Source organism: Sphingomonas sp. 67-41, from assembly GCF_001899725.1.
Lineage (GTDB): Bacteria > Pseudomonadota > Alphaproteobacteria > Sphingomonadales > Sphingomonadaceae > Sphingomonas > Sphingomonas leidyi.
Window position 1 is genome coordinate 18717 of record NZ_MKWJ01000007.1, and the last position, 13233, is coordinate 31949.

Sequence of the window (13233 nt, forward strand, 5' to 3'; positions counted from 1 at the left end):
GAAAACCGTCCCCCGCCCTGGAAGGGAGGGGAGCAAGGGCGGGCCGCTACAGTGCCCGGAACCGGAAATCCCGGAACTTCGCCGCGCCCGCGCCGGCCGAATAGAGCCCCGGCCGCAGCATCAGGAAGCCGCCGCGTACATTGTGGTGATAGCCGGACACTTCCATCCCCCGGTCGAAGCGCTTCCAGGTCTTCCCGCCATCGCCGGAGAGGTGGAAGGCGACGATGTGCTGCCGGTTGGTCACTCGCATCCGCAGCCGCCGGCCATAGGGGTTGGCCGGGCGCCCGCGCTCCATGCCATATTGGTGGGTCACGAAGCGTTTCTCGTCGAAGCCGAGCCCGCAATAGAGCTTCTCGTCATAGAAGAGCACCAGCCCCGCCGTGCCGCCCGGCGCGATCTCGATGTCGCATTCGAATGCATAGCCGGTATCCCCGGCGATCAGCAGCAGCGGGGAGGAGTCCGCCGGCGCCTTGCCCGATGCCTTCAGCACCAGCGTGCCGGCTTCGACGGACACTCTGTCCGATTCGCCCGGCGCAGGCTTGAAGAAATTCCATTTCCGCCCGAGCGCGAGCGGCCCCGAAAAGTCGTCCGACAGCGCCTGGCCGTGCGGCACCGGCGCGCCGCCCCCGGGCTTGCGGATCGGCCGGGACAGGTCGCCGCCGGTCATCCGGAACCAGCCGTCCGCCGTCCATTCGATCGGATCGAGCAGCGCCTGGCGCCCCAGCGTCCAATAGCCGTTCTCGAAGCCGTGATAGACCGACCACCAGCTCCCGTCCGGCGCCTCGACCAGTGAAGCGTGGCCGCGCGACCACCAGGCCTCGTCGTTGCGGACGGTCCGGACGAGCGGGTTTGCGGGGCATTGCTCCCAGGGCCCGTGGATCGAGCGCGCGCGCGCCGCGATCACCATGTGCCCGGTCGGCGGACCCGCCGTGCCGCCCACCGCGGTGATCATGTAGAACCAGCCCTTGTGGCGGTGGATCTTCGGTCCCTCGGGCGAGAAGCTTTCGACGTCCCATGTCTCGGGATAGTGCCAGGGGTCGTAGACATGCTCGACCTTGCCGATCGTGGACAGTCCGTCCTCGGAAAGGCGCACCCGGTCGCCGCCGGAGAGGAACAGCCAGCGCGAGCCGTCCTCGCCCACGGCGTGGCAGGGGTCGATATGGTCGTGCAGGCCCAGGTCGATCGGGTCGCTCCACGGCCCGTCGATATGATCGGCCCAGATCACGAAGATCGAATTGGGGCTGGCCTTCACCGGGATGTAGAGGAAATAGCGCCCTGCATGCTTCTCCAGGCTCACCGCCCAGACCGCGCCGATGTTCTTCGTGAGCGCCGCCTTGCGCGGCTGCCAGTTCACCAGGTCGCGGCTGTGCCAGATGGTGAGGCCGGGATAGGAATCGAAGCTGGAGAAGGTCATGTAATAGTCCGCGCCGTCCTTCAGGATGGCGGGATCGGGATGGTCGCCGGCGAGCAGCGGGTTCAGGAAGCGCCCGTCGCCCAGGTCGCAGATGCGCTGATCGTCGAAGCCGCGCTTCCAATCGGGGGGCGGAGCGTCCGGAAGCGTCCGGTCGGGAGCGGCCCCCGCCTCGCCGGGCCGCAGCAGCGCCGCCGCGCCGCCCGCCAGAGCCGCCCCAAATGCCGCGCGCCGACTGATGTCCATGCAGTTCCTCTCCCTTTGCCGAAACTTATGACACCGATGTCATCCGGGGGGAAGGGGCCTCGACGATGCTGAAACAGCTGCCTTTGGTGTCCGTTTCGTCCACTTCGGCGTGAAGTCGAATATTTCCTATTATTGTTGGAAATGCCGTGCCTACAAACGTCGCACGTTTGAGGGGGCGGACGCGGATGCGGCAGACCACGCTATCGGTGGCACTTGAAGTGAAGCCCGAGAGCTTCGACCATCTGTCGGGCCTGCTCGACGCGCTGCGCGACCGGCGCAGCCAGGATCCGTCGGGGGGCAAGGGGCCCTTCGCCGATTTCCTGACGACGGTGCCGGCGGTGCACTTCCTGTCGCTCAGCGTGTTCCCGGGCTTCGACTATGATCCGCTCTTCGTGATCGAGGCCAATTTCGACGGCGCGCCCGGCCCGTTCTGGGCGCAGCTGGAAGCCGCGATCGGGCCCGATCTCCGGAGCTTCCTGCGCTGCTGCAAGTGCCCGCTCGATCATACCGGCCCGTTGTTCGACGCCGTGACGGCGGCGGACAGCCGGGCGCCGATCGCCCCCTATCTGGAGGCGCGGACGCTCACGCCCACCGTGTTCCACCACGGCAATCGCGGGATGACGCGCGACCGCATCCTGGACGAGGGCAAGCTGTTCCTCGCCACCCGTGCCGAGCTGGCGTACAGCAACGATGGCGGGCCCAGCCCCTATCGCAAGCTCACGCCGGTGGAGATCCATGCCCGGCTGCGCGCCGCGCTGCTCCCGCAATTCGGCTGGCTGGACCGGAAGGCGCCGCCGCGCATCCCGCTGGCGCAGAGCCTCGGCGACTATGCCCGGCTCGCCCTGTTCGTGCTGGCGCTGGTATTCGCGCTGTCGATTCCCGGGCTGATCCTGAAGAGCCAGCTCGCCTGGCCGCATTATGTGCTGCTCTGCCTGGCGCTGTTCGCGCTGTTCACCGGCATGCTCTACCGCATGGGCAAGGCACTGCCCGGCACGGCGACGCCGACGCGGTTCAGCTTTCTCGGCTTCTTCCTGAAGCGGCTGCTGGTGCCGGTGGCGCTCGCGGCGGCGGCCTATGTCGTGGTCGCCGCCTTCCTCGCCGCGCCTTTCTGGTCGGCGATCGCGCACCGGCCCTTCTGGGCGGCGTGGCGGGACATGGCGATCTGGGCCGGCTGGAGCGCGGGCAGCGTCGCGGTGGTGGTGGCGGGCCTGCTCGTCTGGCTGCGATGGCTCGAACGGCGCGACGCGTCGCAGGACGCGCCGCCGGTCGATCCCCGGATGCTGCGCGAGATGGCGCGGCGCGAGGACTGGATCCCGCAGAACCACATGGGCTCGGTGGTGCTGATCAAGCCGGGCGTGCTGCGTACCGTGATCATCCGCGCGGGGCATCTCGGCCTGCACCTGCTGCTGCGCGTGCTGCCCAGGACGCGCCAGGGCTATCTCGGCTCGATGCGGACGATCCATTTCGCGCATTGGGCGCGGGTGAACAACAACAGCCGGCTGATGTTCTTCTCGAACTTCGACCAGACCTGGGAAAGCTATCTCGACGATTTCATCGAGAAGGCGCATGCCGGCCTCACCCTGGCCTGGAGCTGCGGGGTGGGTTTCCCGCCGACGCGCTTCCTGGTGAAGGACGGCGCCAGCCATGGCCGCCAGTTCAAGGAATGGGCGCGCCATTCGATGGCGGTCAGCCGCTTCTGGTATTCGGCCTACAAGGATCTCACCGCGGAGCAGGTGGAGCGGAACTACCGCATCGCCTGCGGCCTGAGGAAGAAGCAGCTCAGCGAGAAGGAGGCCGCGGCGTGGATCAACGACCTGTGAGCGAGGGCGGCCGCACGCCGAGCTGGCATCTCGCCGCGCCGGACAATGCGCAGACCCAGGGCCTGGTGGTGAGCGGTTTCGCCGCGCTGCCCACCGGCCGCGCGCTGTTCCTCGAGCTCGGCTGGAAGGGCGTGAAGAAGAAGGGCGGCGGCGCCTGGCTGGAAGCGCTGCGCAAGGTGGCGCGGGTAAGCGATGCCGAGAAGCCCGATCCGCGCGCGGCGGCGATGGGCTTCACCTGGTCGGGGCTCCAGAAGATGGGGCTCAACCCGAATGCGCTCGCGTCGTTCGATCGCCCGTTCAAGGAGGGCATGTTCCAGGAGGATCGCCTGCGCAGGCTGGGCGATCGGCGCGGCGATGATTGGCAGGGCACGGTGATCCCCGGCGGGCCGAAATGGAGCGGCAACACCCCGCTCGACGCCGCCGCAACGGACGACGAGGCGCGCGCCTTCGACGATCGGCAGGAGGATCCCGAGCAGCGGGTGAGGACGCCGCTGACCGTCCATGCGCTGCTGCTGCTCTATTGCGAGCATGACGAAGCGGCCGAGGCCTGGTGCGAGCAGGTGAGCGCCGCGCTGGCGCCGTTCGAGGTGCGGGTGGTCCATCATCTGCCGCTCGACCTGCGGCTCGATCCGCAGGGCATCGCGCGCGAGCATTTCGGTTTCGCCGACGGCATCTCGCAGCCGATCCCGTTCGAGCCGGGCACTGTCGTCTATCGCGACGGCGGCGACGTGCCCAAGGACTATTGGAACGGCGTGCCGCTGGGCGAGGTGCTGATGGGCCATCGCAACGGGCATAACGAGATCGCGCAGGGGCCGGTGGTCGCGGACGGGATCGGCGACACCGCCGGGCTGCCGCCGCATCCCAAGGGCGTGGGCTTCCGCGACCTGGGGCGCAACGGCAGCTACATGGTGGTGCGCGAGCTCAAGCAGGACGTCTATGCGTTCTGGGAATCGATGCGCGCCGCCGCCCGGCACATTCGCGAGCGCGATCCCGAGGGCTCGGCGCATGTCACCACCACCTGGCTCGCCGAGCGCGTGGTGGGGCGCGACACCCATGGCAATCTGCTGTGCCCGATGGGCGGGACGATCCCGGTGGCGGACAATGATTTCGGCTTCTGGGACCGGGATCGCCACGGCATGGGCTGTCCGCTGGGCAGCCATGTCCGCCGTGCCAATCCGCGCGACGGGCTGGCCCCGGTCGAGGCGGACAGGCAGACGCTGCTCGATGCGGCGAACAACCACCGCATCCTTCGCCGCGGCCGCAAATATGGCAGGACGATCAGCGTGCCGCCGACGCCCGACGATGTCGATCGCGGGCTGTTGTTCATCTGTCTCAACACCGACATCACCCGCCAGTTCGAGTTCGTCCAGCAGACCTGGGTGCTCAACCCGAACTTCGCGACGCTCTATGACGAGACCGATCCGCTGATCGGCCCCAAGGGCACGATGACGATTCCCGAGGATCCGCTGCGGCGGATCATCGACGTCGAGACCTTCGTGCAGATGGCGGGCGGCGAATATTTCTTTCTGCCGAGCATGCCGGCGCTCGACTATCTGGGGGCGCTGTGAACGCGCTGGCTTCGCGCGAGGTGCTGCGCCCCGGCAAGAAGGGGCTGGCGCGCTGGATCGAGGGGCGGGTGTTCGCGCTCATGCCCTATGCCTTCGCCTTTCTGCGGCGCTGGAAGCCGGTGGCGAAGTTCGGCGGCATGGTGCTGACGTCGCGCCATGACGATGTGCGCGAGGTGTTCGGCACCGATCCGGTGTTCGGCGCGCCGTACAAGCCCAAGCTCGACGTGATCATGGGCGGCGAGCCCTTCTTCCTAGGCATGGCCGACACGCCGCTCTATCACCGCGACACCGATGCGATGCGCACCGTGGTCCGCCCCGGCGACCTGCCCGAACTGGCGCAGAAGGCGGAGGCGATGGCCGAGGCGATCGTGGCGGCGGCGCCGGGGCGGATCGAAATGGTCGACACGCTGGTCCGGCGCGTGACCTTCAGCCTGCTCGGCGATTATTTCGGCGTGCCCGATCCGGCGGGGGGCGATCTGCGGGTATGGGGTACCCGGCTGTTCGAGTTCCAGTTCGCCGATCCCAAGGGCGATCCGGCGCTGCGTGCGGACGTCGACCAGATCGCCCCGGCACTGCGCGCGCACATCGACAGGGAGATCGCCAGGCGGAAGGCGGCGCCCGGCAAGGACGATGTGCTGTCGCGCTGCCTGGCCCAGCAGAAGCGGGGCGTGCCGGGCTTTTCCGATGTGGAGATCCGCACCAACCTGATGGGCTTCATCGTCGGCGGGCCGCCCCAGCCGCCGATGGTCGTGCCCCAGGCGATGGAGCAGCTGCTGCGCCGGCCCGCCGCGCTGGCCGGGGCGCAGGCGGCGGCGCGGGCCGGGGACGACGACCTGCTCTGGGGCTATGTCCAGGAAGCGATGCGCTTCGATCCGCTCGCGCCGGGGCTGCCGCGCATCGTGCTGGCCGATGGCGTGATCGCGCGCGGCACTGCGCATGCGACTGCGGTGAAGGCGGGCGACACGGTGCTCGCCGCTTTCGCCTCGGCGATGATGGACCCGCGCCGGCTGACCGATCCCGCGCGCTTCGACCCCCATCGCCCGGCGAGCGACTATATCCATTTCGGCTATGGCCTGCATCAGTGCTTCGGCCGCCACATCAACCGCGCGACGCTGCACCTTATGCTCAAGCCGTTGTTGAAGCGTCCGAATCTCCGGAGAGCGCCGGGCAAGGCCGGGCGCCTCGCCAAGAATGGGCCGTTCGCCGAAGCGCTGACCCTGGTGTTCGACTGAGGGTCAGCGCCGCGGCGACGGGCCGCCGCGATAGCCGCGCTGGCGCTCGAGCATCCAGCCGGGATATTCCGCCGGCAGCTTGCTCACCGCATCGAGCCGGGCGAGCTCCTCGGCAGTGAATGCGACGTCCACCGCGGCGAGATTGTCGGCAAGTTGCTCGGGCCGCTTGGCGCCGACGATCACGCTGGAGACCGCATGTTGATGCAGTAGCCAGGCCAGCGCCAGCTGGGCGACCGAACGGCCCTTGCCCTCGGCGAGTTCGCGCAGCACGTCGACCACGTCATGGCCACGCGCCTTGTCCACCGGTGGGAAGTCGAAGCCGGCGCGGCGGCCTTCGCCGTCGCCCTCGCGCGTATATTTGCCCGAAAGGAAGCCGCCGGCGAGCGGGCTCCACACCATCAGGCCCACGCCTTCGGATTCGAGCATCGGAATCACCTCGCGCTCGAGGTCGCGCCCGGCGATCGTGTAATAGGCCTGGAGCGAGGCGATCGGGGCATAGTTGCGGGCCGCCGCGATGCCGACCGCCTTCATCACTTGCCACGCCGCCCAGTTGGAAAGGCCGATGTACCGCACCGTTCCGCGCCGCACGAGGCCGTCGAGCGCGTAGAGCGTCTCCTCGATCGGCGTCGCCGTGTCGAAGCCATGGATCTGGTAGAGGTCGATATGGCCGGTGCCGAGCCGCTCCAGGCTCTTCTCGACCTGGGCCAGGATGTGGCCGCGCGACGCGCCGGCGCCATTGGGCCCGTCGTGCATGCGGCCGAGCACTTTGGTGGCGACCACCACCTCGTCGCGCGCGACGCCCAGGTTCCTGAGCGCCTGGCCCAGAATCCGTTCCGAGCGGCCCTCGGCATAGATGTTCGCAGTGTCGAAGAAATTGATGCCGGCATCCAGCGCCGCCTTGACCAGCCCGTCGGCCGCTTCCTGCTGAAGCTGGCCGATCCGGCCCCAGATGCCTTCCTCGCCGCCGAAGGTCATGGTGCCGAGGCAGAGCTCCGAGACGATCAGGCCCGAACGGCCGAGCTGGTTGTAGCGCATGCGATACCTCTGGAAGCGAGAGGGAGACGCCTCCGCAAATGTGGTCCGGGCGGCGCCTCTGCAATGGCCCGGTGCGACGAAAATCGGCCTGAGTCGGGCGCTGGCAACGGTGTCACTAAACTCATACAATATGGTGCAATGCGGCAATTCTCCCGTCGCGAGCCGATAAGTGATTGTTCCCGCGTCAAACTAACCCGATGCAAATGTATGAGTTGACAGCATCGCAGGCGCGGCATAGCCAAATGTGACCGCTAACATCGCGATCCGCGCGATTGGCTCAATGGCCCGGGAAGAGGCCTTCACAGGAGGGGAATATGCACGCTCGAGTTGCGCCTCGTTTCACTGCGCGCCGTCTGGGAATGATCGGCGCCGCGCTGCTCGCCGGCACGGCCTGGCCTACGCTTGCCCAGACCCAGCCCGGCGACGCGCCCGCCGCCGCCCAGGACCAGAGCGTCCCGGAAGCGGAGCAGTCGATCGTCGTCACCGGATATCGTGCGTCGCTGCAGAGCTCGACCAATGCGAAGAAGAATTCGGTGGGCTTCACCGATTCGATCTTCGCCGAAGATATCGGCAAGTTCCCGGACACCAACATCGCCGAGAGCTTCAACCGCATCCCCGGCGTGACCATCGCGCGCGAAGTGACGGGCGAGGGCCTCAACGTCACGATCCGCGGCCTGGGCACCAACTTCACGCGCGTGCTGCTGAACGGTGCGCCGGTGGCGGTCGCCTCGACGGGCCGCACCGATTCGCAGAACACCAATCGCGAAGTCGATCTCGACATGTTCCCGACCGAGCTGTTCACGTCGCTGACGGTGAACAAGAGCGGCATCGCCGACCAGGTCGAGGGTGGCGCGGCCGGCACGGTCAACATGCGCAGCGCCCGGCCGTTCGACCGCTCGGGCACGCGCGTCACTTATGGCGCGCAGCTGACCAAGAACACCAATGCCAAGGACTGGGGCTATCGCGGCTCGCTGCTCGCCAGCACGACGATGGGCGATTTCGGTGTCCTGCTCGGCGTTGCCGGCGTGCACAACAAGGTGCGCACCACCGGCTTCGAGACGATCGGCTGGACCAATCCGAATCTCTCCGCCGCCCAGTGCGGCGCGACCAGCGGCTGCAATCCCACCGGCGGCGGCAACTGGACGATCCCGGGGACGGTGCCTGCCAATTCGGGTGCGGGCCTGGTCACCGGCACCACGATCGACCAGGCGTTCCTGCTCGCGCGCAATCCGGGGGCGACGATCTCGCAGATCGACAACGGGATCATCCCGCGCCTCGGCCGCCCGATGTTCGAGGAAGGCACCAAGGACCGGATCAACGCGATCGCCAGCCTGGAATATAAGGGCGACCGGCTCCACGCCTATGTCGACGGCATGTTCGGCTGGAAGGACAATCAGCTCGAGCGCGTCGACATGAACTGGGTGGGCCGCAACGGCGCGGCGATCCCGATCAACACCCAATATGATCGTTCGGACTGTACCCAGGGCTGCGTGGTCACCAAGGGCACCTATGCCAATGCCCAGTGGTTCCTCGAATATCGCCCCTTCATCGAGAAGACCAAGTTCTGGGGCGTCAATCCCGGGCTCGAATGGGAGATCGCCGACAAGCTGAAGGTCGACCTGCAGGGCAATTACACCTGGTCGAGCTTCCACCGCGAATCCCCGAGCGTCGTGGTGCTCACCGCGCCCAATTCGGGCGTGGTGGTGAATTACGACAACAGCGGCGGCGACGTGCCGTCGATCACGACGAACATCGACCTGAACAATCCCGCCAATTTCGCCTGGCCGGGCGGGCGCGTGAATATCCAGGACGAAAGGCGCCAGACCGAGACCAAGGGCGTTCGCGGCAACCTGACCTGGGGCGACAACGCGTTCAACCTCAAGGTCGGCGCAGCCTATGACGACACGTCGCGGCGCATCAGCGCCTTCGACAACAGCCAGGCCTGGCAGAATGCGGTGTGCGGCAATCGCCCGAGCGTGTTCCTGCCCTCGCCCAACACCCAGCCACCGTGCAACGGCCTGGTCCAGCCTGGCGCGGCGCCGGCGGGCTATCCCACCTATCCGGCCTATGGCACCGGCTATTCCTCCGGCGCGAGCGGCGGGGTGACCTATGGCGGCTCGCTGATCTCGAACGCGCAGCTTGCCGGGCTGCTGCGCCCGACATCGGCGGGCTTCGTCACCGTGGACTGGAACAGGTTCAAGGCCGCGTCCAACTATGACGCCTTCCACAATGCGGCGCCCGAGGCCGGCTCGTCGAACACGGGCGCCAGCGGCGGCTATGTCCGCGAGAAGGTGGTCGGCGCCTATGCCGAAGTGAATGGCGATCTGCAGCTGGGCGACAACCACCTCAACTACAATGCCGGCGTCCGCTATGTGCACACCGATCAGACGATCGGCGGCCGCGTCTCGATTTCGGATCCGCGCAACTCGCAGGACCCGGACGGCCCCGGCCCGCTGCCCGCGGCGTGCCCGGGCACCGGCAATCCGCGCGACGGCAGCTGCTATCCGAACATCACCAATTTCGTCTACACCGATACGAGCTACACGAACTGGCTCCCTTCGGTGAGCGGTGCCTTCCATATCGGCGACGCTGCCGTAGTGCGCGCCGCAGTGTCGCGGACGATGACCCGGCCCAATCCGAACACGATGCTGCCGGGCCTCAACTTCTCGACGCCCTCCGCCGATGTCGGCTCGGTCGGCAATCCGTCGCTCCAGCCCTATCTCTCGACCAATATCGACCTGGGCTTCGAATATTATACCGGCAAGGAAGGCTATGTCGGCTTCACGGCCTTCCGCAAGGCAGTGACCGGCTTCACCACCACCGGCACGGTGACGGTGCCCTTCACGGCGCTGGCCACCTATGGCGTGACCTATGACACGCTGACGCCCACCCAGCAGATCGCGATCAATTCGCGCGGCGGCCCGAACAGCGCCACCGTGGTGCTGAACCAGCAGGTCAACGCGACCGGCACGCTCAAGGTCAACGGCCTTGAAGTGAACTGGGTGCAGCCGCTTGACTTCCTGCTCGGCAGGATCGGGCTGAACGGCTTCGGGTTCAACGCGAACCTGACGCTGATCGACCAGACCGGCTCGGGCGCCGCCCCGGCAGTTGCGGTGGGCGTGTCGCCGGTGACCTACAACATCACCGGCTATTACGAGCAGGGCGGCATCAACATCCGCCTTTCGACCACCTTCCAGCGCGGCTCGGTCTCGTCCGATGCGAACCAGAACGGCATTGCGCTCGCCCGGCTCTATTCGAACGACTATCAGCAGTTCGACATGTCGGCGAGCGTCGACTTCGCCAAGGTGCTCGACCTGAAATGGGGGCCGGAGCTCACGCTCGACGTGATCAACCTCACCAGGTCGAAGCAGCGCAGCTACTTCCAGTTCAACAATGCCGCCTTCACGCTCTACGATCCGGGCCGCCAGGTCATGGTCGGGCTGCGGGGCCGGTTCTAGGGGCCTCTCGGCAAAAGGGGGAGTGGCGGCCGGGCTTTCCCGGCCGCCGCTGCCAACCCTGTCTCCGGGGGCTGTGGCTGCCTGCGGGCGGCCTCTTTTTTGTCACGCCGAACCGGGTTAACGGGCCCCATGACTGAGGCGAAACTGATCGCGGGCATCGAGCTTGGCGGCACAAAATGCGTGGCGCTGCTGGCAACCGGGCCGGACGATGTGCGCGACCGGGCGACCGTGCCCACCACCGATCCGCGGGCGACTCTGGCGGCGATCGAAGCGGTGCTCGATCGCTGGACTTTCGACGCGATGGGCGTGGCGAGCTTCGGGCCCCTGGGGCTCGATCCGGCGCGTGCCGATTACGGCACGATCACCGCGACGACCAAGCCCGGATGGAGCGGCACCGACCTGATCGGTCGCCTGAACGCGCGCTACGGCAAGCCGATCGGCTTCCAGACCGATGTGGAAGGCGCCGCGCTCGCCGAGGGCCGCTGGGGCGCCGCCCAGGGCATGGCCGCGCACGCCTATATCACCATCGGCACCGGCGTTGGCGTGGGTCTGGTGAGCGGCGGCAGGCCGGTGATGGGCTGGGCGCATGGCGAGGCGGGCCATATGCGCCTGCCGCGCGCGCCGGGCGATACCTATCCGGGCTGGTGCCGCTTCCATGGCGATTGCCTGGAAGGGCTGATCGCCGGCCCGGCGCTTGCCGAGCGCTTCGGCATGCCGGGCGATCAGCTGCCCGACGATGCGCCCGGATGGGACCTGTTCGTGCACGATCTGGCCGGCATGCTCCACAATCTCGTCGTCACCGCCGCGCCCGAGCGGATCGCGATCGGCGGCGGGGTGACGGCCGCGCGGCCCTATCTGTTCCCGAAACTGCGCGCGCGGCTGGTCGAGAGCCTGGGCGGCTATGGCGCGCTTGCCGAGTGGGCGGAGGATATCGAGGCCCGGCTGGGGACGCCGGGGCTGGGAACGATGGCGGGGCCGCTAGGCGCGATCGCGGTGGGCCTGGGGGCGGGGGCCTGAGTCCCACCCGCCGGCGATCACCATTCGGGCAGATATCCGGCGGCGAAATCGATACCGTGATAATAGGCGTCTTCGAAGTTTGCGCCCTCCATCTGCGCGCCGATGAAGGTCGTGCTGCACAGCGCCGAGCCGCCGAAATCGGCATCGCGCAAATCCGCATTGGCGAAGATGCAGGTCTTGACGTTGGCATGGATCCGAGCGCCGCGCAGATCGGCACCCGTGAAGTCGCAGGCGACGAAGCAATCCTCGATCACGATGCCGCGTAGATCCGCGCCGACCAACGGGGTGCAGTTCGCATCGGAAACCTCCAGATTCCTGAACTCGCGAACGCCGCGCGCATAGCGTGCGAGCAGTTCGGCCGAAGGGATGCTGTCCACTACATGCATGTGCGGGGAACTAGCCCATGCTCGCGCTCAGATCACTTCCATCGCGGAATTATAATGGTGCCAGGCCAGCACCGCCGCGGCCCCGCGATGGGGGCGCCAGGCTTCGGCGATTTCCCGCGTCAGCTTCTCGCTCGGCCGCTCGGCATGGCCCATGATCCGGCCGACCTCGATCTGCACGGCCAGGTCGCCGGCGGGCCAGATATCGGGGCGTCCCTCGGCGAAGAGCAGGTAGATCTCGGCGGACCAGCGGCCGATGCCCTTGATCCGGATCAGCTGGGCGATCGCTTCCTCGTCCTCCTCCGGCAGGCGGGCGAAATCGAGCCGGCCGCTGGTCACTTCCTCGGCCAGGCTGCGCGCATAGGCCGTTTTCTGCCGCGACAGGCCGGCGGCGCGCAGATCCTCGTCGCTGGCACGGGCGATATTGCCGGGATCGGCCAGCACCCCCAGCTGCGCGGCCATCTTGTTCCAGATCGATTGCGCCGCGGCGACGCTCACCTGCTGGCCGATGATCGTGCGCAGCAGCGTTTCGTAGCCGCGGTCGCGGATGCGGGGCGGGGGATAGCCCACGCGCCCGATCGCGGCAGCGATCAGCGGCTCGCGCTCCGCCAGCGCATCGAGCGACGCCTTGAGCTGATCGGCGGTCAGGCCCATGCGCGCCCGCCTTGCGAAGCGCCGTTTTCGGCGGCATGGACGGGGCCGGAACAGGAGAATCTCATGCCCAAGCTTATCGTCGTGACCAGGAGTGGTGAAGAGCGCGAGGTCATGGGTGAAGCGGGCCTGAGCGTGATGGAAGTGATCCGCGAGAACGGCTTCGACGAGCTGCTCGCTTTGTGCGGCGGTTGCTGCTCCTGCGCGACCTGCCACGTCCATGTCGATCCGGAATTTGCGGCCAAACTGCCGAAGATGAGCATGGACGAGGACGATCTGCTCGACAGCGCCGGCGACCGCGACGCGACTTCGCGGCTGTCGTGCCAGATCCCGTTCGGACCCGAGCTCGACGGGCTGCGCGTGCGGATCGCCGAGGAGGATTGAGGCTTTTCCTTCTCCCCGATGGGGAGAA

Annotated in this window: 10 protein-coding genes; 6 read left to right on the plus strand and 4 right to left on the minus strand. The window is 67.6% G+C overall.

What is annotated here, in order from left to right; all coding sequences use genetic code 11:
• Positions 1-46: 46 nt before the first annotated feature.
• On the minus strand, positions 47-1657 hold the full coding sequence (locus BGP17_RS03350) for a family 43 glycosylhydrolase (RefSeq protein ID WP_286710992.1): 1611 nt from the start codon (positions 1655-1657) through the stop codon (positions 47-49).
• A gap of 185 nt (positions 1658-1842) precedes the next feature.
• Between BGP17_RS03350 and BGP17_RS03355 the strand changes: the two genes are divergently transcribed.
• Genes BGP17_RS03355 through BGP17_RS03365 form a run of 3 tightly spaced genes read left to right on the plus strand, consistent with a single transcriptional unit; the run spans position 1843 to position 6277 of the window.
• Positions 1843-3477 carry a hypothetical protein gene (locus BGP17_RS03355; protein ID WP_286710993.1) on the plus strand — a complete coding sequence of 545 codons (1635 nt, stop codon included), beginning with the start codon at positions 1843-1845 and terminating at the stop codon, positions 3475-3477.
• A complete protein-coding gene (locus tag BGP17_RS03360; protein ID WP_167297770.1) occupies positions 3459-5045 on the plus strand; it encodes a Dyp-type peroxidase in 1587 nt (528 codons plus the stop codon). Before BGP17_RS03355 ends, BGP17_RS03360 begins: the two co-directional genes overlap by 19 nt.
• On the plus strand, positions 5042-6277 hold the full coding sequence (locus BGP17_RS03365) for a cytochrome P450 (protein ID WP_167297771.1): 1236 nt from the start codon (positions 5042-5044) through the stop codon (positions 6275-6277). Before BGP17_RS03360 ends, BGP17_RS03365 begins: the two co-directional genes overlap by 4 nt.
• Positions 6278-6280: 3 nt before the next feature.
• Here BGP17_RS03365 and BGP17_RS03370 read toward each other — a convergent pair whose 3' ends face one another.
• Positions 6281-7312 (minus strand): aldo/keto reductase, encoded by a 1032-nt coding sequence (locus BGP17_RS03370; protein ID WP_286710994.1) that lies wholly within the window; start codon positions 7310-7312, stop codon positions 6281-6283.
• A gap of 314 nt (positions 7313-7626) precedes the next feature.
• Between BGP17_RS03370 and BGP17_RS03375 the strand changes: the two genes are divergently transcribed.
• Together BGP17_RS03375 and BGP17_RS03380 are read left to right on the plus strand one after the other, a co-directional pair.
• Positions 7627-10770, plus strand: a complete 3144-nt coding sequence (locus BGP17_RS03375) for a TonB-dependent receptor (protein WP_286710995.1) — start codon at positions 7627-7629, stop codon at positions 10768-10770.
• Between the two features lie 129 nt (positions 10771-10899).
• On the plus strand, positions 10900-11787 hold the full coding sequence (locus tag BGP17_RS03380; RefSeq protein ID WP_286710996.1) for an ROK family protein: 888 nt from the start codon (positions 10900-10902) through the stop codon (positions 11785-11787).
• Positions 11788-11804: 17 nt separating this feature from the next.
• Here the strand turns inward: BGP17_RS03380 and BGP17_RS03385 are convergent, their stop codons facing one another.
• Positions 11805-12173 (minus strand): pentapeptide repeat-containing protein, encoded by a 369-nt coding sequence (locus BGP17_RS03385; RefSeq protein ID WP_286710997.1) that lies wholly within the window; start codon positions 12171-12173, stop codon positions 11805-11807.
• A gap of 27 nt (positions 12174-12200) precedes the next feature.
• Entirely contained in the window at positions 12201-12824 is a 624-nt protein-coding gene (locus tag BGP17_RS03390; protein WP_167297774.1) for a DNA-3-methyladenine glycosylase family protein, read from the minus strand.
• A 63-nt stretch (positions 12825-12887) separates the two neighbouring features.
• Between BGP17_RS03390 and BGP17_RS03395 the strand changes: the two genes are divergently transcribed.
• Positions 12888-13205, plus strand: a complete 318-nt coding sequence (locus BGP17_RS03395) for a 2Fe-2S iron-sulfur cluster-binding protein (protein WP_086130962.1) — start codon at positions 12888-12890, stop codon at positions 13203-13205.
• Positions 13206-13233 lie beyond the last annotated feature (28 nt).

Excerpts from the sequence above, each read along its gene's own strand:
- BGP17_RS03375 (WP_286710995.1), top strand. The coding sequence starts at position 7,627 with ATGCACGCTCGAGTTGCGCCTCGTTTCACTGCGCGCCGTCTGGGAATG.
- BGP17_RS03370 (WP_286710994.1), bottom strand. The coding sequence starts at position 7,312 with ATGCGCTACAACCAGCTCGGCCGTTCGGGCCTGATCGTCTCGGAGCTC.
- BGP17_RS03385 (WP_286710997.1), bottom strand. The coding sequence starts at position 12,173 with ATGCATGTAGTGGACAGCATCCCTTCGGCCGAACTGCTCGCACGCTAT.
- BGP17_RS03380 (WP_286710996.1), top strand. The coding sequence starts at position 10,900 with ATGACTGAGGCGAAACTGATCGCGGGCATCGAGCTTGGCGGCACAAAA.
- BGP17_RS03355 (WP_286710993.1), top strand. The coding sequence starts at position 1,843 with ATGCGGCAGACCACGCTATCGGTGGCACTTGAAGTGAAGCCCGAGAGC.
- BGP17_RS03390 (WP_167297774.1), bottom strand. The coding sequence starts at position 12,824 with ATGGGCCTGACCGCCGATCAGCTCAAGGCGTCGCTCGATGCGCTGGCG.
- BGP17_RS03350 (WP_286710992.1), bottom strand. The coding sequence starts at position 1,657 with ATGGACATCAGTCGGCGCGCGGCATTTGGGGCGGCTCTGGCGGGCGGC.
- BGP17_RS03395 (WP_086130962.1), top strand. The coding sequence starts at position 12,888 with ATGCCCAAGCTTATCGTCGTGACCAGGAGTGGTGAAGAGCGCGAGGTC.